The organism is Achromobacter sp. 2789STDY5608621, from assembly GCF_001299375.1.
In the GTDB taxonomy this organism is placed as follows: domain Bacteria; phylum Pseudomonadota; class Gammaproteobacteria; order Burkholderiales; family Burkholderiaceae_B; genus Achromobacter; species Achromobacter insuavis.
Genome location: NZ_CYTU01000003.1, coordinates 244,386 through 266,375 on the forward strand (window position 1 = coordinate 244,386; position 21,990 = coordinate 266,375).

General features: G+C 68.6%; 26 protein-coding genes. 7 read left to right on the forward strand and 19 right to left on the reverse strand.

The features are described 5' to 3' along the window. Positions 1-71: 71 nt before the first annotated feature. From AOZ53_RS05185 to AOZ53_RS05215, 7 genes are read right to left on the reverse strand one after another with little or no spacing between them, the layout of a single operon-like run. Positions 72-1,529, reverse strand: a complete 1,458-nt coding sequence (locus tag AOZ53_RS05185) for a sulfatase-like hydrolase/transferase (RefSeq protein ID WP_054487111.1) — start codon at positions 1,527-1,529, stop codon at positions 72-74. A 26-nt stretch (positions 1,530-1,555) separates the two neighbouring features. Next, the gene (locus AOZ53_RS05190; RefSeq protein ID WP_054429846.1) at positions 1,556-2,335 is read right to left on the reverse strand and encodes a GntR family transcriptional regulator; all 780 of its coding nucleotides are present in this window, start codon (positions 2,333-2,335) and stop codon (positions 1,556-1,558) included. Then, positions 2,332-3,942, reverse strand: a complete 1,611-nt coding sequence (locus AOZ53_RS05195; RefSeq protein ID WP_054487113.1) for a GMC family oxidoreductase — start codon at positions 3,940-3,942, stop codon at positions 2,332-2,334. The genes AOZ53_RS05190 and AOZ53_RS05195 overlap by 4 nt, the downstream gene beginning before the upstream one ends. Positions 3,943-3,954: 12 nt before the next feature. After that, positions 3,955-4,908 carry a PDR/VanB family oxidoreductase gene (locus tag AOZ53_RS05200; RefSeq protein ID WP_054487114.1) on the reverse strand — a complete coding sequence of 318 codons (954 nt, stop codon included), beginning with the start codon at positions 4,906-4,908 and terminating at the stop codon, positions 3,955-3,957. A gap of 17 nt (positions 4,909-4,925) precedes the next feature. After that, positions 4,926-6,350, reverse strand: a complete 1,425-nt coding sequence (locus AOZ53_RS05205; RefSeq protein WP_054487116.1) for a Rieske 2Fe-2S domain-containing protein — start codon at positions 6,348-6,350, stop codon at positions 4,926-4,928. A gap of 27 nt (positions 6,351-6,377) precedes the next feature. Next, positions 6,378-7,874, reverse strand: coding sequence for an NAD-dependent succinate-semialdehyde dehydrogenase (locus tag AOZ53_RS05210; protein WP_082385522.1), 1,497 nt, complete (start codon positions 7,872-7,874; stop codon positions 6,378-6,380). Between the two features lie 43 nt (positions 7,875-7,917). Continuing rightward, a complete protein-coding gene (locus tag AOZ53_RS05215) occupies positions 7,918-9,198 on the reverse strand; it encodes an MFS transporter (protein WP_231689755.1) in 1,281 nt (426 codons plus the stop codon). Positions 9,199-9,391: 193 nt separating this feature from the next. Between AOZ53_RS05215 and AOZ53_RS05220 the strand changes: the two genes are divergently transcribed. Continuing rightward, positions 9,392-9,745, forward strand: coding sequence for a DUF202 domain-containing protein (locus tag AOZ53_RS05220; protein ID WP_054487119.1), 354 nt, complete (start codon positions 9,392-9,394; stop codon positions 9,743-9,745). A 34-nt stretch (positions 9,746-9,779) separates the two neighbouring features. Next, positions 9,780-10,109 (forward strand): DUF202 domain-containing protein, encoded by a 330-nt coding sequence (locus AOZ53_RS05225; RefSeq protein ID WP_054429857.1) that lies wholly within the window; start codon positions 9,780-9,782, stop codon positions 10,107-10,109. A gap of 32 nt (positions 10,110-10,141) precedes the next feature. Here AOZ53_RS05225 and AOZ53_RS05230 read toward each other — a convergent pair whose 3' ends face one another. Further along, on the reverse strand, positions 10,142-11,398 hold the full coding sequence (locus AOZ53_RS05230) for a hypothetical protein (RefSeq protein ID WP_054487122.1): 1,257 nt from the start codon (positions 11,396-11,398) through the stop codon (positions 10,142-10,144). A gap of 82 nt (positions 11,399-11,480) precedes the next feature. Further along, on the reverse strand, positions 11,481-11,864 hold the full coding sequence (locus AOZ53_RS05235) for a hypothetical protein (RefSeq protein WP_054487124.1): 384 nt from the start codon (positions 11,862-11,864) through the stop codon (positions 11,481-11,483). Positions 11,865-11,964: 100 nt separating this feature from the next. Between AOZ53_RS05235 and AOZ53_RS05240 the strand changes: the two genes are divergently transcribed. Beyond that, positions 11,965-12,768: a hypothetical protein gene (locus AOZ53_RS05240; protein ID WP_197286445.1), complete on the forward strand. Its 804-nt coding sequence runs from the start codon at positions 11,965-11,967 to the stop codon at positions 12,766-12,768. Here AOZ53_RS05240 and AOZ53_RS05245 read toward each other — a convergent pair. The 3 genes from AOZ53_RS05245 to AOZ53_RS05255 are packed head-to-tail and all read right to left on the reverse strand — an operon-like array spanning position 12,743 to position 14,454. Further along, positions 12,743-13,150 carry a DUF2000 domain-containing protein gene (locus AOZ53_RS05245; RefSeq protein ID WP_054429862.1) on the reverse strand — a complete coding sequence of 136 codons (408 nt, stop codon included), beginning with the start codon at positions 13,148-13,150 and terminating at the stop codon, positions 12,743-12,745. The genes AOZ53_RS05240 and AOZ53_RS05245 overlap by 26 nt on opposite strands. A gap of 56 nt (positions 13,151-13,206) precedes the next feature. Beyond that, positions 13,207-14,034, reverse strand: a complete 828-nt coding sequence (locus AOZ53_RS05250) for an AraC family transcriptional regulator (protein ID WP_054429864.1) — start codon at positions 14,032-14,034, stop codon at positions 13,207-13,209. Between the two features lie 36 nt (positions 14,035-14,070). Next, positions 14,071-14,454: a tautomerase family protein gene (locus AOZ53_RS05255; protein ID WP_054429866.1), complete on the reverse strand. Its 384-nt coding sequence runs from the start codon at positions 14,452-14,454 to the stop codon at positions 14,071-14,073. A 143-nt stretch (positions 14,455-14,597) separates the two neighbouring features. Here AOZ53_RS05255 and AOZ53_RS05260 point away from each other — a divergent pair, with 143 nt between their 5' ends. After that, the gene (locus AOZ53_RS05260; protein ID WP_054429868.1) at positions 14,598-15,056 is read left to right on the forward strand and encodes a MaoC family dehydratase; all 459 of its coding nucleotides are present in this window, start codon (positions 14,598-14,600) and stop codon (positions 15,054-15,056) included. A gap of 5 nt (positions 15,057-15,061) precedes the next feature. Further along, positions 15,062-15,655 (forward strand): TetR/AcrR family transcriptional regulator, encoded by a 594-nt coding sequence (locus tag AOZ53_RS05265; protein WP_054429869.1) that lies wholly within the window; start codon positions 15,062-15,064, stop codon positions 15,653-15,655. Positions 15,656-15,661: 6 nt separating this feature from the next. Here the strand turns inward: AOZ53_RS05265 and AOZ53_RS05270 are convergent, their stop codons facing one another. Next, the gene (locus AOZ53_RS05270) at positions 15,662-16,393 is read right to left on the reverse strand and encodes an SDR family NAD(P)-dependent oxidoreductase (protein WP_054487126.1); all 732 of its coding nucleotides are present in this window, start codon (positions 16,391-16,393) and stop codon (positions 15,662-15,664) included. Between the two features lie 246 nt (positions 16,394-16,639). Between AOZ53_RS05270 and AOZ53_RS05275 the strand changes: the two genes are divergently transcribed. Further along, entirely contained in the window at positions 16,640-17,401 is a 762-nt protein-coding gene (locus tag AOZ53_RS05275) for an SDR family oxidoreductase (protein ID WP_054487128.1), read from the forward strand. A gap of 35 nt (positions 17,402-17,436) precedes the next feature. Here the strand turns inward: AOZ53_RS05275 and AOZ53_RS05280 are convergent, their stop codons facing one another. The 3 genes from AOZ53_RS05280 to AOZ53_RS05290 are packed head-to-tail and all read right to left on the reverse strand — an operon-like array spanning position 17,437 to position 19,262. Then, entirely contained in the window at positions 17,437-18,051 is a 615-nt protein-coding gene (locus tag AOZ53_RS05280) for an ABC transporter ATP-binding protein (protein WP_054430327.1), read from the reverse strand. 44 nt (positions 18,052-18,095) lie between these two features. Continuing rightward, a complete protein-coding gene (locus AOZ53_RS05285) occupies positions 18,096-18,782 on the reverse strand; it encodes a flavin reductase family protein (RefSeq protein WP_054487129.1) in 687 nt (228 codons plus the stop codon). A gap of 21 nt (positions 18,783-18,803) precedes the next feature. Beyond that, positions 18,804-19,262: a VOC family protein gene (locus AOZ53_RS05290; RefSeq protein ID WP_054429877.1), complete on the reverse strand. Its 459-nt coding sequence runs from the start codon at positions 19,260-19,262 to the stop codon at positions 18,804-18,806. A 334-nt stretch (positions 19,263-19,596) separates the two neighbouring features. Here AOZ53_RS05290 and AOZ53_RS05295 point away from each other — a divergent pair, with 334 nt between their 5' ends. Continuing rightward, the gene (locus tag AOZ53_RS05295) at positions 19,597-20,112 is read left to right on the forward strand and encodes a MarR family winged helix-turn-helix transcriptional regulator (protein ID WP_054429881.1); all 516 of its coding nucleotides are present in this window, start codon (positions 19,597-19,599) and stop codon (positions 20,110-20,112) included. A gap of 19 nt (positions 20,113-20,131) precedes the next feature. Here the strand turns inward: AOZ53_RS05295 and AOZ53_RS33270 are convergent, their stop codons facing one another. From AOZ53_RS33270 to AOZ53_RS05305, 3 genes are all read right to left on the reverse strand, one after another. Continuing rightward, positions 20,132-20,446, reverse strand: coding sequence for a YdcA family protein (locus tag AOZ53_RS33270; RefSeq protein WP_082380592.1), 315 nt, complete (start codon positions 20,444-20,446; stop codon positions 20,132-20,134). A 2-nt stretch (positions 20,447-20,448) separates the two neighbouring features. Next, positions 20,449-20,880 (reverse strand): bleomycin resistance protein, encoded by a 432-nt coding sequence (locus AOZ53_RS05300; protein ID WP_054429883.1) that lies wholly within the window; start codon positions 20,878-20,880, stop codon positions 20,449-20,451. Positions 20,881-20,953: 73 nt separating this feature from the next. Next, the coding region (locus AOZ53_RS05305) for a PepSY-associated TM helix domain-containing protein (protein ID WP_197286446.1) at positions 20,954-21,990 on the reverse strand (1,037 nt) is incomplete at its 5' end.

The following is a 21,990-nucleotide window of genomic DNA, read 5'->3' on the forward strand; positions in this document are numbered from 1 at the left end:
ACTGAAAGGGGCCTCGCACCGGCCCTGGGCGCCCGCCGCGATGCCCGCGCGGGCGCGACTGCCGTGCCGCGTCAGTCGAACGCCAAGGCCGAACCCGGCACTGGCGTGAAGCCGAGATCGCCGCGGGCGATCACCGCTTCGCGGCCGCCGTTCTCGCGCAGCAGCGTCTGCTGGCGCGCCTTGGCCTGGCGATCGACCGCCTGCGGGTCACAGATCAGATACAGCTGCTGGCGGCAGGCCTGCACGGTATCGGCGTGGCGCGGATCGGCGGCCAGGTCCTGGAGTTCCTCGGGGTCGGCTTCCAGATCGAACAACTGCGCGGGATAGCCGGCGTATTCGATGTACTTGTACTTGCCGTGGCGGATCATGAAGGCGCCCGTGGTCGAACCCATGCCGTGATATTCCACCAGCACGTTGCGCCGCGGCGTCTCGCCGCGGACGATGTCGAACAGCGAATGGCCGGGATAGCCTTCGCGCAAGGCCGGCTCGGTGTTGCCGACGGCGTCCAGCACCGTAGGATAGGCGTCGATATGCGTGACCGGCACGTCGACCACCCGCCCGCGCGGAATGTCGTCGCCCGCCATGATCAGCGGCACGCCCGCGGTTTCCTCGAACATGGTCGACTTGCCCCACAGACCGCGCGCGCCCAGGTTGTCGCCGTGGTCGGAGGTGTACATCACGCGGGTGTCATCGGCCAGGCCGGCGTCCTCCAGCGCGTTGAGGATCTTGCCGATGTTCTCGTCCAGGAACGAGCACAGACCGTAGTAGCCGGCGACGGCGCGCTTGACCGCGTCGCCCTCGAAATAGTCGTCGTAGTTGAAGCTGTTGCGATAGTCGACCAGATAGGGGTGGTCCGGCCGCTCGCGCCGGTCGTACAGCTTGGGCAGCGGCAGGTTCTGGTTGAAATAGCGGTAATAGTGTTCAGGCGGCGCAGTCAGCGGGAAGTGCGGCGCCACCAGCGACACGAACAGCACCCACGGCTTGTCCGATTCGCGTCGCGCCGCCTCGCGCAGCCAGACCTGGGCGCGGGCCGTGATCTCACGGTCGTAGAAGGTGTAGGAACTCTCGCCGGGCCCCGCGAAGTGGGCCATTTTGTAGGCGCCCTTGCGCACCGGCAGTTCGCTGCGGACCAGGCCCATCAGATCGCCCTTGCCCTCGATGATGTGCATGGGGATGATCTCTTCCGAAAACCCGTGGTCCTCGCCGGGCTGGCGGAAATGGAGCTTGCCAATCGAAACCACGTCATGATCGCGTTCGCGCAACCGATGATGCCAGCTGGGCACCGCGCCATCGTAGGCGTCGGCGTTGTCCCAATAGCCGATCTGATGAATGTACTTGCCCACCGCGAACGAAGCCCGGGCGGGAATGCACACCGGGCTGGCGCAATAGGCCGAGCGGAACAGCGTGCCGCGCGCGGCCAGGGCATCGAGATGGGGTGTCTTGACGATCTCGCTGCCATAGCAGCCCAAGGCCTTGGGCGAGTGTTCGTCGGACATGATGATCAACAGGTTCTTCGGTTTCACGGTCATGGCTCTACTAGGTTGAATGGCTGATGTCAGCCGCTTGATAAATTCGAATCGGGAAACGCGAGATCGCGCGAGGTCGGGCCCAGGAAGAATTCCTGGTAGTACACGCACTGCCCGCGTCCAGACCGCGCCACGGCCTGCATGTAGATGCCGCGGTAGGGATGCGGCACGCCGATGCGCTCGCAGGACTCGGTGTCGAAATCGACCAGCTTCACCAGATGGGTGATGTTGGTGATCGGCAACTTGAATTGCTGGATGATGACTTTCTTGAAATTGGCGCCGTTGAGCTTGTCCATGGGCATGTCCCACAGGCGCTTGAGCAATTGCCGGTCGGCGTAGAACCGGCTGGAGATGCGGAACTCGTCGTTGATGATGATGATGCGGTCAAGCCGCATGACATTGGCCTCGGTTCCCAGGTATTCGTTCCAGGGCCCCGCGCCGGTCACGGGCGTGCGCAGGACCGCTTGCGAAAAGATCGGCAGCACGGCGCCATCGTCGTCCAGGAAGCGGCAATGCCAGGGATCCTCGATCTGGCGAGGCGCCTCCGCGATGAAGCTGCCCAGGCCGTGCATGCGCACCACCAGGCCCTGCTCCACCAGGTCGCGCAACGCCCGCTGCACGGTGCCCAGGCTGAACGGCGTGAGCTGCGCCAGTTCCTCCTCGGCCGGCAACTGGTCGCCCGGCTGCCAGATGCCGCGCCGAACCGCGTCGACCAGCACCTCGACCAGCCGCTGGTACTTGGGCCGGCGGGTCGGATCGGGTGCATGCAGCGTCTCGAAGATTTCCAGACGACGTTCCAAGGTACTCATGAGATTTTCTCCCTGTCTTGCATGATCATGTCGGCGCCTTTCTCGCCGATCACGATGCTACCAGCGTTGGTATTGCCGGAAAGCAGCAGGGGCATGATCGAGGCGTCGACCACGCGCAGCCGGTCCACCCCGCGGACCCGCAGCCGGGTATCGACCACGGCATCGGCGTCGGCCCCCATGCGGCAGGTGCCGACGGGGTGGAAGATGGTGGTGGCGTACCCACGGATGAAACGCAGGACGTCGTCGTCCGACTCGACGTTGAAGCCGGGCCGGTATTCATCGGCAACGTACGGTGACAGCGAACGGGTCCGCACCAGTTGACGCGCCATCCGCACCCCTTCGACCATGGTGCGCCGGTCGAACTCGGTGTCCAGGTAGTTAAAGCGCGCCCGGGGCGCGGCCAGCGGATCGGGCGAGGCCAGGTCGAGCCGGCCGCGGCTGGTTGGCCGCAACTGGCAGACCGACAGGGTGAAACCGGAGAAATCATGCGGCCGGCCGGCCGTCATGTCGGCGCTGATGGTGCCGAAGTGGAATTGCACGTTGGGGGTCTGCTCGGCGTCGTTGGTGCGCGCGAACATGCCGCCCAGCTGGATGCCGGCCGCCACCGGCCCGGCGCGGCGCAGGATCCATTGCAGGCCGATGCGGGCCGTGCCCCACCAGGTGCGCAGGGCGTCGTTGGTGGTGATCGGCCGGGTGCAGCGGTACATCAGCCGCGACTGCAGGTGATCCTGCAGGTTGCGGCCGACTTCGGGCAGATGGTGCACCGGCGCGATGCCCAGCGCCCGCAACGCGTCGGCGTCGCCGATGCCTGACAACATCAGCAATTGCGGCGACTGAATCGCGCCGGCGCTCAGCACCACCTCGCGCCGGGCGCGGGCCTGGCAGGCCTGGCCCGCGCGCAGGTACGACACCCCCGCGGCGCGGCGGCCCTCCAGGATCAGGCCGGTGGCGTGCGCATCGGATTGCACGCACAGATTGTCGCCGGCGATGCCCGAGCGCAGGTAGGCCTTGGCGGCCGAGCAGCGCAGGCCATTGCGGGTGGTCAGCTGGAAATAGCCGGCGCCTTCCTGCCGCGCGCCGTTGAAATCGTCGGTGCGCGGCACGCCCAGTTCGTTGGCGCCGCCGATGATGGCCTCGATCAGCGGGTGGCGGCCGCGGATATCGGACACCGCCAGCGGACCATCGCCGCCATGGCAGGCGTCGGCGCCGCGCTCGTTGGCCTCGGAGCGCTTGAAGTACGGCAAGATATCGTCCCAGCCCCAGCCGACGTTGCCTTGCGCCCGCCACCGCTCGAAATCCTCTTTCTGGCCACGGATGTAGACCAGGCCGTTGATCGAGCTGGACCCGCCCAGGGTGCGGCCGCGCGGGATGTAGATCCTGCGGTTGTCGAGATTGGGTTCGGGCTCGGATTCGAATTGCCAGTTCAGTTGCGGGTTGAACATGGTCTTGCCGTAGCCGATGGGGATGTGGATCCACATGTTGCGGTCCCGCGGACCTGCCTCCAGCAGCAGCACCGTGGTCTTGCGGTCCTGCGCCAGCCTGGCGGCCACGGCGCACCCGGCCGAGCCCGCGCCCACGACGATGTAGTCAAACTCCCTGGTCTCCACGTTCCCTTCCCCTCAGATGTCCAGTACCACGGCGCCCTCGCGGACACGCGCGCAGCAGATCAGTACGCTGTCGGCGCGTTCTTCGTCGCTCAACAGGTAGTCGTTGTGTTCGATCAGGCCCGACAGGTAGTGCAGCCTGCATTCACCGCACAGTCCGGCCTCGCAGGATGAATTGCAGGCCACCCCGGCGTCGCGCAGGGCCTGCAGGATGGTCTGCCCCGGCGCCACCGGCACCGACCGGTCGCTGTGGCGCAGCGTCAGGCTGGCCGGCTCGCTGTCCGCCGCGGGCGGCGGCGCCGGCGCCAGGTCGGCGCCGAAATGCTCCGAATGCACCGCTCCCGCCGGCCAATGGGCGCTGGCGGCCTGCACCGCGCGCATGAAACCGGGCGGGCCGCAGAAATACAGTTGGCCATCGTCCGGCCACTGCGCCAGCAGTTGGCCGAGATCCAGGCCGTTGGCGGGGTTGCCGCCATCGTGGTGCAGGAAGACACGGCCGCGCCACTTGTCGCCGGCCAGATAGCCGGCGAAGGCGGTGCGCTCGGGCGACTGGGTGCAGTAGTGCAGCGTGTACGGCCGGCCCAGCGCGTGCAGCCGTTCGGCCATCGCCAGCAACGGCGTGATGCCGATGCCGCCGGCCAGCAGCAGCGAATGGCCGGCGTCCTCGCGCAGCGGGAAGTAGTTGTGCACGCCAGCCACCTCCAGCAGGTCGCCGGGCCGCACCTGTTCGTGCATGGCGCGCGAACCGCCGCGGCTGTCCGGCACGCGCAGCACGGCGATGCAATAGCGGTCAGTGCTGCCCGGCACGTTGCACAGGGAATAGCGGCGGTTGACGCCGCCCGGGGTACGGATATCCAGGTGCGCGCCGGCCTCGAACGCGGGCAGCGGCGCGCCGCCCGGATCAACCAGGTCGAAGGCATAGATGCCTTGCGCCTCATACCGGATCGCACTGACTCGCAACTTCAGCATGGTTCTCTCCGCATCCCTCAGCCGGCCGTGGCCGCCTGGCCCGCGCGGTCGATGCCGTCGAGCCGGGCGCGCACGTGCGCATCGCGCTGGTCCGCCGGCAGCGCGTCGGCCGACCGCATGATCTCCAGCACCTGCTTGCCGGCGGCCGCCAACTGCTTGCGGTCCGCCTGCTTGTCGGCCAGTTCGGGAATGTCCAGCACCGAATCTTGGGCATAGATCGGCAGCGTCCGGCCCTGCTCCTGCAACTGCTGGTAGAGCGCGTAGGGCGCGGTCTTGTCCTGCACGGCGTTGCGCAGCAGCTTGCGGCACATGTACACGCCCACGTCCGAGACGCCCGGATGCTCGGCGCCGTGCGCGGCGATCCGGCCCTGGCTGACGATGGCCTCCCAGTCACCCGGCGCGCGCTGCCCCTCGTCGTAGCTGCGGTTGCCGGTCTGCCCTTCCAGGAAGTCGATCTTGTCGACGCCGCAGTCCGCTTCGTTGCCCAGACCGTCCGGGTCGACGGTGCTGTTGAAGTGGCGATAGCCGAAGATGATCATGTTCTCGTCGTCGACCGGCACGCTCCAGCGGGTGCAGCCGGCGGTGCCATGGCGTTCGCGCGCGGCGGTGGGCAGCAACGAGCCGATCTGCAGGTAGTTGGGGAACACCATTTCGGTGATGCGCACCCAGATCTTGTCGCCGGGCAGACGGCGCGAGGCGATGAACACGCAGCCGTTGCCGTCGCGCGTCGCTTCCCATTGCATGACCGGCATGTCGCCGAAGCCTTCCAGCGACACGCCCGCCGAGGTCGCGGCGTCCACGCCTTCGACCACCATGTGGTTGTGCAACACGGCGGTATGCATGTGGTCCATGATGTTCTCGTAGACCTGCAGCCAGTTGCACGGGTAGATGTTCGAGAACGGCACCAGCCGGGTATCGGCGGGCAGGCTGTAGGTATCGAATTGCGGGAACGGCGGCGCCTGGCCCGGGCCCATGTAGGCGAAGACCAGCCCATCACGCTCGAACGCGGGATAGGCGCCCTGGCACACGGTTTCCTTCAGGCGCGTGGCGTCCGGTTCGCAGGGCGCGTCCAGCAGCGTGCCGTCCACGCCGTAGTGCCACCCGTGATAACAGCAACGGATGCCGTGCTCGGCGATGATGCCGAACTCCAGCGAGGCGCCGCGGTGGGCGCATTGGCGATGCATGACGCCGACGTCGCCGCTCTTGTCGCGGAACGCCACCAGGTCCTCGCCCATGATGCGGATGGCCTTGGGCACGTCCGTCAACTCCTGCGACAGGCACACCGGCTGCCAGTGGCGGCGCATGTACTCGCCCATCGGCGTGCCGGGGTTGCTGCTGGTCAGTTCCAGGTCCGGGCCGGGGCGGTTGCGTTGCTGGTAGCCGGAGAACCGCAACGGATGTTCGCTGCGGGTCGCGGGCACGGAACTCGTGGCTTGCGTCATGTCTTGTCTCCTGATGATTGGAATGGGTCAAACACGCAGATTCGATTGGCTGATGAAGCGGATCTGCTGATACGCATCCAGGCCTTCCGGCCCACCTTCGTAGCCCAGCCCGCTGTCCTTGACGCCACCAACCGGCGCGTCGGCCAGCGAGGGCGTGAAGTTGTTGATGCCGATCCACGCAGCGTCGATGTCCTCGGCGAAGGTGGCGGCGCGTTGCAGGTCATTGGTGAACAGGTAGGCCGCCAGCCCATACTCGACGGCATTGGCGCGCGCGATGGCCGCGTCCAGGTCGCCGAAGGACAGGATCGGAGCCACCGGACAGAACGGTTCCTCGCGCAGGATGCGGGCGCTCGCGGGCACGTCGGTCAGCACCGTCGGCGGGAAGAAATAGCCCGCGCCCGCCCCGCGCGCGCCACCCAGCCTGACCTGGGCGCCGCGCCGCCGCGCGTCGTCGACCAGTTCGGTCGCCGCGGCCAGGCGCCGCTCGTTGTTCAACGGCCCCATGCGCACCCCGTCCGCCAGGCCGTCGCCCACCGGGAGCTGGCTGGCGTACTCCACGAAGTGCGCGACAAAGGCCTCGTAGAGACTGTCCTGCACGAAGAAGCGGCTGGGCGACAGGCATACCTGGCCGCTGTTGCGGTACTTGAAGGCAACGCACGCCTGCGCGGTGCGGGCCACGTCGACGTCGTCGCAGACGATCACCGGCGCGTGGCCGCCCAATTCCATGGTGCACGGCTTCAGATGGCGCGAGGCCAGCGTGGCCAGCAACCGCCCCACCGGCACCGAACCGGTGAACGAGACCTTGCGGATCACGGGCGAGGCGATCAGGCGCTCGGAAATCTGCGCCGGCTTGCCATACAGCAGGCCGATCGCGCCGGACGGCACGCCCGCGTCCAGGAAGGCCCGCACCAGCAGCATGCCGATGGCGGGGGTTTCCTCGGGCGCCTTGAGCACCACGGTGCAGCCCGCCGCCAGCGCCGCCGCCACTTTGCGGGCGGCCAGGAACGCCGGGAAATTCCACGGCACGAAGGCCGCCACCGGCCCGATCGGACGCTTGACGGTGGTCTGCGTCAGCAGCGCCGAGCGGGGCGGCAATTGCCGGCCGTAAGCGCGTTTGCATTCCTCCGCGCAGTAGACGATGCCCTCGATCACCCGGCTCAGCTCGCCGTCCGCATCGGCCAGCGGCTTGCCGTTCTCCAGCGTCAGGACCACCGCCAGCTCGCCGCGCCGCTCGTCGATCAGTTGCGCGGCGCGCATCAGGATCGCCGCCCGCTCCCAGGCGCTGGTGCGCGACCAGGTGGCGAACGCGCCGTCGGCGTGGCGCAGCGCGTCGTCGATGTCCTCGTCCGTGGCCACCGGCAACCTGCCCAGTTCGGCGCCGTTGGCGGGATTGCGCACCGCCAGCGTTTCCCGCCCCTGCGCACCGCGCCACTGTCCGCCCACGTACAGGGCGAGCGCGGGGGGATAGGCCGCCGCGTCCTGGCTCGCGGTCGCCGCGGCGGGCTCGTGTTTCGTTTGCTTCATGGCTCGTGACTCATCGTGGTTCTGGGAAAGGGAAGAAGATCCGTCATGACAGCCGCTGCGCGCCACCCGGCACGGCCCCGGCGACGGCGCCGGGCGCGGCGATCATTCGTGCCTGCATGCGCCGTCGGCTGGCCTGCGGATTGATGAACAGCACGCCAATGACGCTCACGCCGATGGCCAGCACCGCGGACACCAGGAAGCCCTGTTCATAGCCGGCCGCGACGGTGTTGCCGCTACCGATGAAACGGCCCATCAAGGCCGGCGCCACCAGGCCGCCGGTAGTCGCCAGCGCGCTGCTGATCGACATCGCGGCCGAGCGCTGCGAATCGAAGGAGATCTCGGCGACGATCGCCGAACTCAGCACGAAGGTCAGTTGCGGCAAGTTGCAGCCCAGCGCCAGCAGCAACACGCGCAGCGTGGGGTGTTCGGCCACATACAGGGACAGCAGGATGCAGGCACCGCCCAGCAGCACGAACGCACAGCTGAGCCAGCCGCGGGCGTAGATCGACGCGATGCCGCGCTTGAGCATGCGCTGCGACAGCCACGACCCGACCAGCACCAGCGGAATGTTGATGCCGGTGAAGATCATGAACATCCAGCCGGTTTCCTGCGTGGAGTAGCCCAGCGCCTTGCTCATGTAGGCCGGGATCCAGGTGAACATCACCGAGAAGATCCAGTACGTGGTCCAGTACAGCAGCATGTTGGCCAGGAAGGTGCGGTCCGTCAGCAGCACCCAGTACGGCACGCGCGCCTGCGATGCATCGGCGCTGGCGCCGGCGTTGCGGACCTGCCCGTCGCCGCCGAACAGCAGCCACAGCACCATCCAGACGATGCTCAGGACGCCCAGCAGCAGGAACGCCGCGTGCCAGCTGTGGTTGAGCATGATGTAGGTGAGCACAGGCCCGGAGATCAGCAGCCCGACCGTCACGCCCTGGAAGATCACCGACGATGGCACGTTGCGCTGGTCGTCGGCGAACCAGGAGTAACAGGAGTGCAGCGCCAGCGGATACGCCGGCCCCTCGCCGATGCCAAGCAGAATGCGCGAGAAGTACAGCAGCGGCACCGAGGCGAAGAAGGCCAGCGGCATTTGCGACACGCCCCAGATGCCGGCCAGCACCACCAGCACGATCTTGGACGACACCCGGTTGGCGAGGAAGCCGAAGCCGATCGCCGACACCGAAAAGAACAGGAAGAAGCTGCTGGCGATCATGCCGAACTGCGCCGGCTCGATGCTCAGTTCCTGCATCAGCGGCACGGCCACGATGCCGAGAATCGCCTTGTCCATGAAATTGATGACCATGAACAGGGCCAGAAGCACTGTCACGACCCACCCTCGTACATTCACCTGCGCTGGTGCTGCTGTTGCCATGTCTCGCCCCTTGTTTTTCGAGATCCGCCGCGTTGACGCCGCGCCGTGTCAAAACTATAGTCCTATATAGTTCTTAAATTCAATCCCGGGACTCACTAGGACTAACCCTAGCCCGACCGATCACCCCTCTTTTCGAGCCTCGAAACCCATGCAACGTCCCCACTGGCGTGACCACGGCAGCGACCCCGACTACCGTTATTCCCTGGCCAACGAGCGCACTTTCCTGGCCTGGATCCGCTCGGCGCTGGCGTTGCTGGCGGCCGGCCTGCTGCTCGACCAGCCCGGCATGGCGGGCAGCCCGATCGTGCGCACGGGGCTCGCGCTGGGCCTGTGCCTGCTGGCGGTGCTGGCCTGCGCCAGCGCCTATCTGCGTTGGCGCGGCAACGAAATCGCCATGCGCCACGCCAGCGCCCTGCCACACAGCCCGGCGCTGGCGCTGCTGTGCCTGGCCATGCTCGCCATCGGCGCCGGGGTGTGCTGGCTGATGTTGGAACGGGTCTGATGCTCATGCCCTGCCGACCTGGCGCCGCCAGCCGATGAGTTATCCCCGCGATCCGGGCCTGCAGCCCGAGCGGACCCTGCTAGCCTGGCGGCGCACCTGCCTGGGCCTGGTGATGAACAGCTTCCTGTTGATGCGCGGCGGCGCCCTGCACGATGAGCCCGCCGGCATCGGCGCGGGCCTGTTCGTGATCGTCCTGGCCGGCTGGCTATATGCCCGAATCCGCACCCGGCTGCGTTGCGCGCCGGATGATTGCACCCGCTCGCCGGATCGCCTGGCCCTGATGGCCGCCGCCGGCGCCGCCCTGCTGGTGTGCCTGGCCGGCGCCTGGCACGGCGCCGCCCTGCTTCATGCCACGGTCCGTTGAATGCTCAGGGCGACCTTTTCACGCTTCGCGCATCAGTCAGTCACCAGATACGCCTGCCCACCCGGTTTCAAATAGGGTTGCAGCGCCTTGAACGGCACGCTGCCGTGGGTGCCCAGGCAGGCGCCCGAGGCATGGCCCACGCCGGACACCGACAGGCTCAGCGCGCCCGGCGTCACGGCGCCCAGGGCCAGGTACTGCGGCCACAGATCGGCGCAGTCTTCCAGGTTGGGGCGCTGGTCGGCCTGGCTTTCGGGCGGGCCGGCCTTGACCACCTGGTCCACCAGCCCCAGCAATGCCGCGCTCGGTTCGCGGCCGACGCTGCGCTTGCCCGGCACGTAGGCGTCGAACACCCGGTTCCAGTCCAGGTACTCGCCGCGCAACAGGTCGAAGGTGTACGGCTCGAAATGATTGGCCGGATGGGCGCCGCCGCAATCCAGGCTGCCCGCCTCCGTCACGGTCATCAGCGCGCGCGACAGCCAGGTGACGTTGATGTTCTCGTCGTCGAACCCGCCCAGCGTGCCGCCGGCCTCGCTCTGGCTGGTGTAGGCAAACGCCATGCACTCCAGCGCGCCCAGGCTCTTGCGCCAGTGGCGTTGTTCCAGCAGATCGTTGACGCGCCGCATGACCTGCGGATCGGGATGGCGGCTCAACCGCGGATACGCGAACTGGGTGCGCGGGTCCACCCACATGCGGTAGGCCACCGCGCCCGCGCCGATTTCCTTGCCCACCGGCTTGGCGTGGCCCGCCAGCTTCAGCGTTTCGTAGGGCGCGCGCTTGGCGTCGATGCCGGCCTTCAGGTCGACATCGCCCAGGTCGACCTGCTCGGCCCGCGCGCGGGCGCGGTCGCGTTCGAGCTGCTCGGTGTCGTAATGCGCAACCGGCCGCAGATCGAAGCGGCGCTGCTTGCCGGTGCGCGTGTCGGTCCATTGTCCGTGATAACCCTTGGCGTCACGCGTGCCTTGCCAGCTGGCCGCGCGGTCGGCCGCGTCGATCGTGGCCTTGTCCGAGGCGGGCGGCCGCGCCGGGTGCGGCTTGGGCTCGTACAGGACGTCGCCCGTGCCGCGCAGGGGAATGTCGACGCCGCTCCTGGGATAGAAGTAGCGCCCGCTCACGACCCCGTTGGCGCCGGCCGCGTCGTCCAGTTCCAGCACCACTTCACCGGCCCCTTGCAGGGTGCCCTGGTAGACGGTGCGCGGGGTGGCGCCGGCATTGAACGCGGCCAGCGACAGCATGGCGAGGATCAGCGCAGCCGGCGCGCAACGGAGATGGCGGGCGGGTGTCGAGGACATCGGGCAAGGCCTGCAAAAGTGGGCGTGGAGCTGACTATACCCGAGGCGGCAAGGCGACCGCCGCCCGCCCCGGCCAAGCCGCTCAGCCCGCGGCGCGCAAGGCGTCGAGCACGGCATCCAGGTCCAATGCCGCCACGCTGGCCGAGCGCGGCATCGATTCGAGACCGCGCAGCAGCCATGCCGCCACATCGGGTTCTCGCTCCGCCTCGGCATCGCGCCGCGACACGTAAATGGCGACGGTCAGCTTTTCCGGCTTGCGCAGATAGCGCGCCTGCGCCGTGAAACCCTGCGCCGCGAAATCGGTGATGCTGCCGCCCACGTGCAGCGTGATGTCCAGCACGGCCAGGCCGTCCACGGCCAGCGGCGCCAGCGCGGCCTTCAGCCGCTGGCGATACGCGACGATGGCGGGCAGGCATGCGATGCCGGCCTCGGGTCCCCCCATCCTGCCGCTCAAGGTCACTTCCATCGGGTCTCCTCTCTTTTGGTAAAGGCTTGCAAACGATGACCTCCGGGCGGCTCGGCTGCGGTATAAACAAGGCCCTGTCGATTGCACACAGAGGAACGACTTGTCGAACGCACGCGGAGCGCTTTCATTCTTCAACGCGACGGCGGGCGCCATCCGGCGCCATGGCCGCGCGATGCTGGCCGCCGCGCCGTGGTCGCTGGCGGTGTTCCTATTATCGCTGCCGTTCGCCATCCTGGCCGCGTCGCTGTACTGGCTCAAGGGCGGGCTGTTCCTGCTGTTCGCGCTGGTCAACCTGATTGCGTTCTCGCGCATGACGTTCGCCTGGCACCGGGTCATCGCGCGCGCGGACGATACGCGGATCGAGGCCGGCGGCAGTACGGCGCAAGCCTGGCACCTGGTGATGCTGGGCCTGCTGGCGGTGGTCGTGACGGCGCTGGCGCGCGCCACCGGCGACCTGCCCTACGTGTTGTTCGCGCTGATGAACGGCCCGGCCTCGGGCCTGTTCTTCGCGGTGCTGGTGCCCGTGGTGCTGGTGCTCTGGCTGCCGATCCTGTACGGGCTGGCGCTGCTGGCGCCCGCCCTGCCGCGCGCCGCCGTGACCGGCGCAACCGGCTTGCGCGGCGTGCGCGCCGCCATGCCCTACCCGCGCTGGCCGCTGATGCTGGCCCTGGGCATCCTGGTGAGCGCGGGCGGCCTGGCCCACAGCGCGCTGTACGAGTACCTGGGCTACGCCGTGGACGGCGGACCGTATTGGATCGTGGCCTATCTGACGCTCTTCATCGTGATGACGTTCGTCGTGGGCGCCATGGTCTCGGTGGCCTACCGGGACGGCGCACCGGCGCGTCCCGCGCCCGACAAGGGCGGCGACAGCGACAGCATCAAGGATGCAGCGACAGCCCCTTGACCGCCTTGTCCACCGCCTTCTTCGGACCGCGCAGGGCGATGCCGACCAGGTCCAGATCGTCGGCCGGCTCGGCGCGGAACACCGCGCGGTTGGCCTCGTCGTGGCCGGTGGCGAACATGGCATGGACGAACGGCGCCAGCGTCAGCTCGCGGTCGCGCGCGATCCGGTGCGCCGCCTGCAGGCCGGCCCGGTCCCCCTCGAACACCAGAATCGGCTGCACCGACATGCCGGCATAGCGATGCCCCGCCGCGTCGACATAGGGTTCCCCCAGCATCTCGGGCGCGGCGCTGGCCAGGCCGGTGGACAGGAAAGCGACCACATTCAGGCGCTGCCAGGTCGCCAGATCATTGCGCACGATGATCGCCACTTTGGTATCAAACACGTCGAAACTCCCATTCAGGACAAAACGCCCATCCTGGCCCGACGGCGCGCGCGGATCTAGAACGTTTGTGCGCTGCGCAGGTACTTCGCGGGGGTGATGCGATAGGCGCGCTTGAACCAGCGCCCCAGGTGGCTCTGGTCGGCGAACCCGACCTGCGCGGCCACGTCCGCCGGCGAGATGCCGCGCGCCAGCAGCTCGCGCGCGCGCCGCAGGCGCAGGCTCACCAGGTAGGCGTGCGGCGCCAGGCCCAGTTCGCGGCGGAACTGGCGCGCCAGGGCATAGCGGTCCATGCCCGAGTCGTGGGCGACCTGGTCCATGCTGATGTCGGCGGCCATGTGCGCCTCGATGAACGCCTGCGCCCGCCGCAGCTTCACCGGCGCGGGCCGCGGGGCCGGCATGAGCAGGCGCTCGCCGTCGGCGGCCAGCTGCGCGATGAGCCGGTCCAGCGCCTCGTCGCGCGCCAATTGCAGGCCGCCCGGCGCGAAGCTGTGCAGCGTCCCGACGATGGCGTGGATCAGCGCCGGATCGCGCGACAACGAGGTCCGGAACATCGAGAACGCCTGGCGCGCGGGCTTGCCCTCGCGCCGCGCCAGGGCGCCGTCGACCCAGGACAGCGGCAGATAGAGCATCGAATAGGTGAACCCCTGCTCGGTGCCGGCATGGCCGTCATGCACGGCGCCGGGTTCGATCAGCATGGCGTGACCCACCGTGCTGGTGACGGTGCGCCGCGCGCACTGGAACTGCTGCACGCCTTGCAGCGTGACGCCGACCAGCATCTCGTCGTGGTCATGCGGGTCGTAGGCATGCCCGCGAAAATGCGCATGCACCACCTCGATGCCCGTCGCGGGGTCGCGCCTGACCTGGATCCAGTCGTCTGATGTCATGGGGCTGGAATAGCGGCGACCGGCCGGCGGCCGCCCTCAGTTGGCATACTGGGCCAGGCCATTGCCGAAGGACCAGTTTTCCTTCTTGACCTCGACCAGGCTGATGAAGACGTCTTCGCGGCGGATCGCCAGCTCGGCGTGCAGCCCGTCGGCGATGGCCAGGTAAAGCGCCTTCTTCTGGTCCAGCGTGCGCCCCTCGTTGAGGGTGATCTGGAGATAGACCAGCCCGTCGGTGCGCGCGATGTCCAGGTACGAAGGATCGTAGACGAAATGGCCGCCGTCATGTTCGTTGAGGATCTGGAAATTGTCCTTGTCGGGCACGCCGATGGTGGTCCGCATGGCGCGGTAGACCACCTCGCCGATCTTCCTGGCGAACAGGGGGTCGGCGTGCTTGCGGATATCGATGCGGACCAAAGGCATGGCGTCATTCCTTGCGTGGCGTGGGACGGGGACGGCAGCCGCGTCGGGTCCGGCAATGGCCGGGCGCGGCTTGCGCGCCAATTAGATTACATCAATAATCTATTTTGCAGCACCCCCGTCCCTTTGCCCGCAGGAGATTGCCCATGGCGCCCGCCTCATCCCCCGACCGACTGTATCTGGACGACCTCGCGGTTGGCGACACCTACACCAGCGCCACGCATCGGCTCGACCTCGACCAGGTGCGCCGCTTCGCCACCGAGTTCGACCCCCAGCCCTTCCACCTGGACGAGACCGCGGCGCGCGACTCGCTGTTCCAGGGACTGGCCGCGAGCGGCTGGCACACCGCCGCCATCACGATGCGCCTGCTGGTCGACAGCATGCCGCTGGCCGACGGCGTCATCGGCGCGGGCGCCGAACTGGCCTGGGCGCGCCCGACGCGGCCGGGCGACACGCTGCAGGTGAAAAGCACGATCCTCGGCATCACCCCTTCGCGCAGCAAGCCGGACCGCGGCATCGTCGTGGTCGAGAGCATCACCTACAACCAGCACGGCGAGGAAGTGCAGAAGCTGACCAGCAAGGTGGTCAGCTTCCGCCGCCGCTGAGCGCCATGGGACGCGTATCGCGGGAACAGGCGGACGAAAACCGGGCGCGCATCCTGGCCAGCGCCGCGCGGCTGTTCCGCGCGCAGGGCATTGACGGCGTGTCGGTCGCCGACATCATGCGCGACTGCGGCATGACCGTCGGCGGCTTCTACCGGCATTTCACGTCCAAGGAAGACCTGGCGGCGCAGGCCGTCTCGGCCGTCTTCGCGCAGGCGTCGGCCGCTTGGGACAAGGCCTTCGAGGCCGCCGGCAAGCGCAACGAGAACCCCGTGGCCGCGCTGGTGCCGCGCTATCTCGGCAACCGGCGCGCGGCGCATCGCTGCCCCTTGCTGGCCTTCGCGCCGCATGCGGACGGGGACGAGGCGGCCGCCGCCGTGGCGCAGGCCTACGCCGCGGGCGCGGGCAGGCTGTATGAACAGTTCATCGGCCAGGCGCCCGCCGCGCAGGGCGACGACACCGACGCCATGGTGCTGTTCGCGGCGATGATCGGCTACCGCGTGCTCGAACAGGGCGCCGGCCGCACGGACTGGGTGCGGGCCCTGGAGGCCGCGATCAACCAGAAAAGCGCCGCGCTCGATGCGGCGTCGACCGACGCGTAACCGGCGCTATGCCAGCGCAATCCCCGTCGCCTGGCGCAATGCGGCGAGCAACCGCGCCTGGAAGGCCTCATCGCGCACCGCCGGATGGGGGTCGAGGCGCGCCTGGTGATGCCAGTATCCGCCGCTCTGGCCGATGGCGGAATCGTCGCCCGTCGCCAGCCAGGCCTGCGTGACGTGTCCCAGGCTGAGATCGCCCGGCGCATCCGGCCCGCCCATCTTGGTGGGCACCCAGCCGGGGTCCACCGCGTGGCTGGCCACGTCCGGCCACAACCGCGCCACCGCCGCCGCCAGCGCCGTCACGAACAGCTTGCTGTCCGAATACGAGCCGCTCTCGCGGCTGCCGTCCCACGCCATGCCCGTCAGGTCGGGCCGGCCGTCGTCATGCATTTCGCTGCTCAGGTAGACCAGGCGCCGCGGGCGCTGCATCAACGCGGTCAGCACATACGGCGCGATGACATTGACCGGCAGGATGGCGGGGCCGGTGAAGACCCCGGCATTGTGGATGACCGCGTCCATCCGGCCCAGGGCGTTGAGCTGGTCCGCCAGGTCCCGCGTCTGCGCCAGGTCGGCCAGATCGCCCACCACCGCCAACGCCCCTTGCGACAGCAATTCCCGCGCGGCGCCCAGGCGCTCGCGATTGCGGCCATGCACGACCACCATGTGGCCGTCGGCCAACAGTGCGCGCGCGGCCGCCAGGCCCAGGCCGTCGACTGAACCGGTAATGAAGATGCGTGCCATGAATCCACTCCTAGAAGACCGGGCGCGGGCGGCGCGCGTCGCGCGCGACCGCCGCCGATAACGCGCCATGCAGAGGCGTTGGCAGTGTATCGGCATCGCAAGCGCCGCGTCGCCTTGACCCGCCAGCGCGTCCGGGAATTCCGGCGCCGGCCGGCGTGGCAGCGGCCCCACGCGCAGTATAGTGAGCCACGCGGCGCAGGCGCGCCCGACTTCCCCGATCACGAACTTCGCAGCAGGAGCCCCCCCATGTCCACCGAATCCCAGGCCCCCGTCATCCTGATCACCGGCGGCAGCCGCGGCGTCGGCGCCGCGACCGCGCGGCTGGCGGCGGCACAGGGCTATGACGTGGCGATCAGCTACGTCTCGAACGAGGCGGCGGCCCAGGCCGTGGCGGCCGATGTGCGGGCCCAGGGGCGCCGCGCCCTGGCCGTATGCGCCGACAGCGCGGATCCCAACCAGGTGGTCCGGCTGTTCGCTGCCATCGACGGCGAATTCGGCCGCCTCGACGTGCTGGTCAACAACGCCGCGATCATTGCGCGGCAATCGCGCGTGGAGGACCTGACGTTCGAGCGCATGCAGCGGATCTTCGCGGTCAACGCCATCGGCCCCATGCTCTGCGCCCAGCAGGCGGCCCGGCGCATGTCCCGACTCCACAACGGCCGGGGCGGCGCCATCATCAGCGTGTCATCGGGCGCGGCGCGGCTCGGCAGTCCCAATGAATACGTGGACTACGCCGCCTCCAAGGGCGCGCTGGAGAGCTTCACGATCGGCTTTTCCAAGGAAGTGGCGCGCGAGGGCATCCGCGTGAACGGCGTGCGCCCGGGCCACATCTACACCGAGATGCACGCCAGCGGCGGCGAACCGGGACGGGTGGACCGCATCAAGGACACCGTGCCCATGGGCCGCGGCGGCCAGCCCGAGGAAGTGGCGCGCGCCATCCTGTGGCTGGCGGGCGCCGAGGCCTCGTACGTCACCGGGACGTTCGTCGACGTCACCGGCGGCAAGTAGGTCGCTGGCGGGGATCCCGCGCGGCGGGCGGGACGCTAGCGCAACGCGGCGACGTCCACCACCGCCGCCCCGCAGGCCTGCACCAGCTCGGGATCGTGGCTGGCGAACAGCACCACCCGGTCCCTGCCCCAGGCCTTGAACAACTCGGCCAACGCACGCCGCGCCGGCGTGTCGAGCCCATTGCTGGGACCGTCGGCGATGACCACCGCCGGGTCGCCCAGGGCCGCCGCGGTCAGGTAGACCTTGCGGCGCGTGCCGGTGGACATCTGCTCGAAGCGCTTGTCCAGGTGCGGCTCCAGCCCCAACCGGGCGGCCAGGTCGAGGATCGCGTCGTCGACCACCACCCGCTTTTCCGCCGCGACCTGCTCGAGCAGCCCGCGCCCGGTCTGCTCCGGCAGCGCCAGGCAGTTGTCGGGCACATAGGCCAGCCGGCCCTTGGCCTGCTGCGGCGACCGGGCCAGCGAATGGCCGTCGATCCAGACCTCGCCGCCATCCGGCGCGAGCACGCCCGCGATGATGCCGAGCAGGCTGGATTTGCCGGTGCTTTCCTCTTCGCACAGCGCCACGCAGCCGGGCGCGAACGTGTGCGTCAGGCCCTCGAAGACGGAGTGGTCGCCGTAGCGTTTGGTGAGATGGTCGATGCGTAGCATGGCGCCAGTGTACGCAGGAACGCCGGGCGCGGCCAGGACCCTGGTCAACGCGCGTCGACCGGCGGCGGCGGTTCCTCCAGGTACTGCTGCGCCACGCCCTCCTGCTGCATCTGGCGCCACTGCGCCACCGACGGCGTGGCCATCTGGAACGCGCGGCTCACCTCGCAATACCAGCCCGGATTGTGCAGCCGGCCGATCAGCTGCATCGGCAAGGGGTCGATGAACATGCGCTCGGCATCGGTCACCGCCGCATCGATCAGGTGCATGCCGACAATGTCGCCGATGACCAGCGTGCGGCGCGCATCGATGTCGACCAGCTGGCGTACGCGGCACTCCATCGAGGCGGGACTGTCCTGGATCCGAGGCACTTCCACGTTGCGGCCGGGCGCCAGCAGCAGCCCGGCCTCCATCGCCTCGTCGATGCTGGCATCGAAGTCGATGGCGGTCACGTTCATGCGCCGCGCCTGCGCCGCCGACACCAGGTTGACCACGAATTCGCCGCGCGCGGCGATATTGCGCGCGGTGTCCTTGAGGCGGCCGTCGCGCGAGCCGACGCAGAAGCACAGGATCGGCGGATCGCCGGACATCACATTGAAAAAGGAAAACGGCGCGACATTGAGCGCGCCGCGCGCATCGCGCGAACTGACCCAGGCGATGGGCCGGGGCAGCACGGTGGAATGCATGAGTTTGCTGCGCTGCTCGCCGCTGAGCGCTTGCATGTCGAAGTACATGGGTAGGCGGATCCAGAAGGTTTATTCGTTGCCCGCGCGCGCCGGATCCTGCTCCGGCTTGTCGATGCCGGCCCGGCGGGCATTGGACTGGTGCAGCTCGACCAGATTGCCGGCCGGATCGTGCAGGAACAGTTGCTTGAGGCTGGGCGAGGCGACGTTGTCGAGCGTGAAGTAGGCAATGCCGCGGGCGATCAGTTCCTGTTCGGCGGCCAGTACATCTTCGACCGCCAGCGCGATGTGGTTCGACACCGGGTCCTGGCCCGGCCCCTTGGCGTAGCGCGACGGACCTTCACTGCCGAGGATGTGCAATTGCGTGCCGTTGGGCAGGTTGATCCACGACCCGTAGATGCCGGGGATCTTCCAGCGCGCCGGATCCTGCGGCAGGCTCAGGACATCGCGATAGAAATCGAGCATGGCGTCGGCCTGGGCATGATTCACGCCGAATCCGACGTGGTGAAGTTCGAGCACTTTGACGGGCATGGCAGTCTCCTCTTGAAGATCAACGCGGCCTGCCGGGCAAGGCCCCGGGGTCGCGGAAATGGCGTGAACGCCGATGCGGCGAATATAGTACGTTAGACGTACTATATGCAAATCGTATTATTTGAGAAACGTATAATCCATGCCATCCACGCCGCCCTCGAACACGACCGCCCGCCGATTGCCCATGCCCGCCCGCAAGCCCGCCGCCCCGACCGCCAAGCCCCAACCCGCCCGAAAACCCGCCGGCGCCGCGCCCCGCGCCTCGGCCAAGGCTGGCGTCCCGCCCCCTCCGCAGGCCGCGCCCGACAGCGCGACGACACGCCAGGCCCAGGCCATGCGCGACGGCGCGGCCGCCGCCGCCCGCCCCCACCTGGCCTTGATGGCGCAGACCGCCGCGCGTGGCACCGACACCGGCGCCGCCGGCCTGGGCCTGTTGATGCTGTGGCTGGCCGACGACGTGGAGCACCGCGCCAACGCAGCGCTGGCGCCGTTCGGCGTATCGGAAAGCAAGCTGGACGTGCTGATGATCTTCGGCCTGGCCGAGCGCGGCCTGATCGACGGCCGCGCGGTGACGCCGTCATACATCGCCGACTACTTCGGCGTCACGCGTTCGACGGTCACGGGCCTGTTGGACTGGCTGGAGAAACGCGAGCTGCTGACGCGGGCGCTCAACCACGACGACCGGCGCAGCATCTCGCTGACCCTGACCGACGCCGGCCGCGACCTGCTGGCCCGCGCGCTACCGGCGTTCTGGACGATGTGCGCGTCGCTGGTGGATTGCCTGGATGAAGCGGACCGGACGGCCTTGCAGGGCATCCTGGCGAAGGTCTGGAAGCATCTGAAGCGATAAGCCGCGTGACGGCGGGCCGTCACTTCCTCGGATATGACTTTTTTCCGCTATCGGTATAGCAGAAGGTGCCGCCTCGCGGCCCCGTGCAGTATTGGCCGTCGCGGCAGTGGCACGTACCGGCCGAACCGGTCGCGGGTGGCGGCGACACCAGGGATTGGGCGCCGCCGTCCGGCGCCGTGCAGACACGTTTCGATGCGCTGATCGAACCATCACGGCAGAGAAACCGCTCCCCGACGCAACGTTCCACGCCGCCTTTCTTGCCGGAACAGGGGTAGTTCGCCGCATGGACCGTCGTCGCAAACAATACGGCCAGCGCCAGGAACACGGCGCGCATCGTCAATTTCCTGCCGGTCGGTCGCCGACCCAGGCCGAAAAGCGCAGCAGATAGCCATCGGGGTCCTGCACCAGGAACTGGCGTACCCCCACTTCGATGGCATCGCTGCGATACCAGCGCGCTTCGGGTTCGCGGTACAACGGCCAGCGGGCGGCCGCCAACCGCTCCAGCAAAGGATCGATGCAAGCCACCTTGATCTCGAAATTGATGCCGCGTCCTCGCGGCGCCTCCAGCGCGCCCGTGATCCAGTTGTCATCGCCACGCACTTCCTCCAGCATGAACTGGGCGCCGTCCAGGTCCAGGTATGCAAAGCCCTCCGCCTCGCGTCGATAGGCAATCTGGAAACCGCACAGGTCCATCCAGAAAGCCAGGCTTCGCGACAGGTCAGCCACCAACAACTCCGGAACCATTCGGGCTCGGCGCAATTCGGTCATGCGTGTCTCCGCTTTTTTTGAGTGTTCGACATGATGACAGAATCGACGGCGGCCGCATTCCATCCCAGTAATGTCATCCCCCTCCCGCCCACACCAACGCCGCCAGCACCCCCACCGTCCCCAGCAGATACAGCCACGCCCGCCGCACGGCGAACACCCACATCACCGCCACCCCATAGAACAGGAAGGCGCACAAGGTGCCCGCCACGACGGCCACCGGCCGGCCGACCCCACCCGCCGATGACAGCCATTGCGCCATGGCGGTCGCGGCCAGGGTGGCCAGCGCATAGCCGCCCACCACGGCCACCGCGACACGCGCCAGGACGCGCCAGCGATAACCGGGCGGCGCGGGTGGCGTGCGGCCCGCCAGCGGCGGCGACCAGCGTGCTCGCCCCGCCTTGCCGGCCAGCCACAGGAACAGCAAGCCGGCGAGCAGCACGACGCCCTCCACCGAGGCGGCGATCACGTCGCCCGCCCTGACATAGGTATGAATCGACTGCCCGGTGGTCAAGCCATTGACGAGCGGCAGCGACAGGCACAACAGCGCCGCCATGCCGAACTGCTCGCGCCACGCGCGCGACGGCGGCCGGAGCAACGCGTGCAGCAAGGTCGCCAGCCAGGCCAGGAAGAACACCCGGATCTCCCACTGCCCGCGCGCGGGCCAATCCGCCGGGATCAGGCGGTTGCCGTGGAAATAGGCGATACAGGCCACCGCGCCGCCCGCGATGGCCGCGACATTGAGCGACTCGACCACGCGCTGGAAGACCGGCGTGGCCGCGCCGAACGCGCCATCGTGCCGGGCGCGCCGCTTCACGGCATACAACACCGCCCCGGTGGCGATCATCACCGTGCCCGCCAGGCCGAACAGGAAGTACATCCAGCGCAGGGGCCAGCCGCCATAGGTTGCCAGGTGCAGCCGCTCCATCACGCCATGCGCCACGTCGGCGCCGGGCGGCGCGTCGGCCCGGCGCAGTTCGGTCATCTCGCCGCTGGCCGCGCGGAACGCGGCGCGGCCGGCCTGTGCGGTGAAACGTCGCACGGACGCCTCCTCGTCGACGCGGCCGAACACGCGGATCGTCTCCGTCGCCTGCCCGGGCCGTTCGACCATCA

What these genes read in the sequence shown, in the direction of transcription:
- AOZ53_RS05185 (WP_054487111.1), bottom strand. Translation starts at nt 1,529, where the DNA reads ATGACCGTGAAACCGAAGAACCTGTTGATCATCATGTCCGACGAACAC.
- AOZ53_RS05190 (WP_054429846.1), bottom strand. Translation starts at nt 2,335, where the DNA reads ATGAGTACCTTGGAACGTCGTCTGGAAATCTTCGAGACGCTGCATGCA.
- AOZ53_RS05200 (WP_054487114.1), bottom strand. Translation starts at nt 4,908, where the DNA reads ATGCTGAAGTTGCGAGTCAGTGCGATCCGGTATGAGGCGCAAGGCATC.
- AOZ53_RS05205 (WP_054487116.1), bottom strand. Translation starts at nt 6,350, where the DNA reads ATGACGCAAGCCACGAGTTCCGTGCCCGCGACCCGCAGCGAACATCCG.
- AOZ53_RS05210 (WP_082385522.1), bottom strand. Translation starts at nt 7,874, where the DNA reads ATGAAGCAAACGAAACACGAGCCCGCCGCGGCGACCGCGAGCCAGGAC.
- AOZ53_RS05220 (WP_054487119.1), top strand. Translation starts at nt 9,392, where the DNA reads ATGCAACGTCCCCACTGGCGTGACCACGGCAGCGACCCCGACTACCGT.
- AOZ53_RS05225 (WP_054429857.1), top strand. Translation starts at nt 9,780, where the DNA reads ATGAGTTATCCCCGCGATCCGGGCCTGCAGCCCGAGCGGACCCTGCTA.
- AOZ53_RS05230 (WP_054487122.1), bottom strand. Translation starts at nt 11,398, where the DNA reads ATGTCCTCGACACCCGCCCGCCATCTCCGTTGCGCGCCGGCTGCGCTG.
- AOZ53_RS05235 (WP_054487124.1), bottom strand. Translation starts at nt 11,864, where the DNA reads ATGGAAGTGACCTTGAGCGGCAGGATGGGGGGACCCGAGGCCGGCATC.
- AOZ53_RS05250 (WP_054429864.1), bottom strand. Translation starts at nt 14,034, where the DNA reads ATGACATCAGACGACTGGATCCAGGTCAGGCGCGACCCCGCGACGGGC.
- AOZ53_RS05255 (WP_054429866.1), bottom strand. Translation starts at nt 14,454, where the DNA reads ATGCCTTTGGTCCGCATCGATATCCGCAAGCACGCCGACCCCCTGTTC.
- AOZ53_RS05260 (WP_054429868.1), top strand. Translation starts at nt 14,598, where the DNA reads ATGGCGCCCGCCTCATCCCCCGACCGACTGTATCTGGACGACCTCGCG.
- AOZ53_RS05265 (WP_054429869.1), top strand. Translation starts at nt 15,062, where the DNA reads ATGGGACGCGTATCGCGGGAACAGGCGGACGAAAACCGGGCGCGCATC.
- AOZ53_RS05270 (WP_054487126.1), bottom strand. Translation starts at nt 16,393, where the DNA reads ATGGCACGCATCTTCATTACCGGTTCAGTCGACGGCCTGGGCCTGGCG.
- AOZ53_RS05275 (WP_054487128.1), top strand. Translation starts at nt 16,640, where the DNA reads ATGTCCACCGAATCCCAGGCCCCCGTCATCCTGATCACCGGCGGCAGC.
- AOZ53_RS05280 (WP_054430327.1), bottom strand. Translation starts at nt 18,051, where the DNA reads ATGCTACGCATCGACCATCTCACCAAACGCTACGGCGACCACTCCGTC.
- AOZ53_RS05285 (WP_054487129.1), bottom strand. Translation starts at nt 18,782, where the DNA reads ATGTACTTCGACATGCAAGCGCTCAGCGGCGAGCAGCGCAGCAAACTC.
- AOZ53_RS05290 (WP_054429877.1), bottom strand. Translation starts at nt 19,262, where the DNA reads ATGCCCGTCAAAGTGCTCGAACTTCACCACGTCGGATTCGGCGTGAAT.
- AOZ53_RS05295 (WP_054429881.1), top strand. Translation starts at nt 19,597, where the DNA reads ATGCGCGACGGCGCGGCCGCCGCCGCCCGCCCCCACCTGGCCTTGATG.
- AOZ53_RS33270 (WP_082380592.1), bottom strand. Translation starts at nt 20,446, where the DNA reads ATGCGCGCCGTGTTCCTGGCGCTGGCCGTATTGTTTGCGACGACGGTC.
- AOZ53_RS05300 (WP_054429883.1), bottom strand. Translation starts at nt 20,880, where the DNA reads ATGACCGAATTGCGCCGAGCCCGAATGGTTCCGGAGTTGTTGGTGGCT.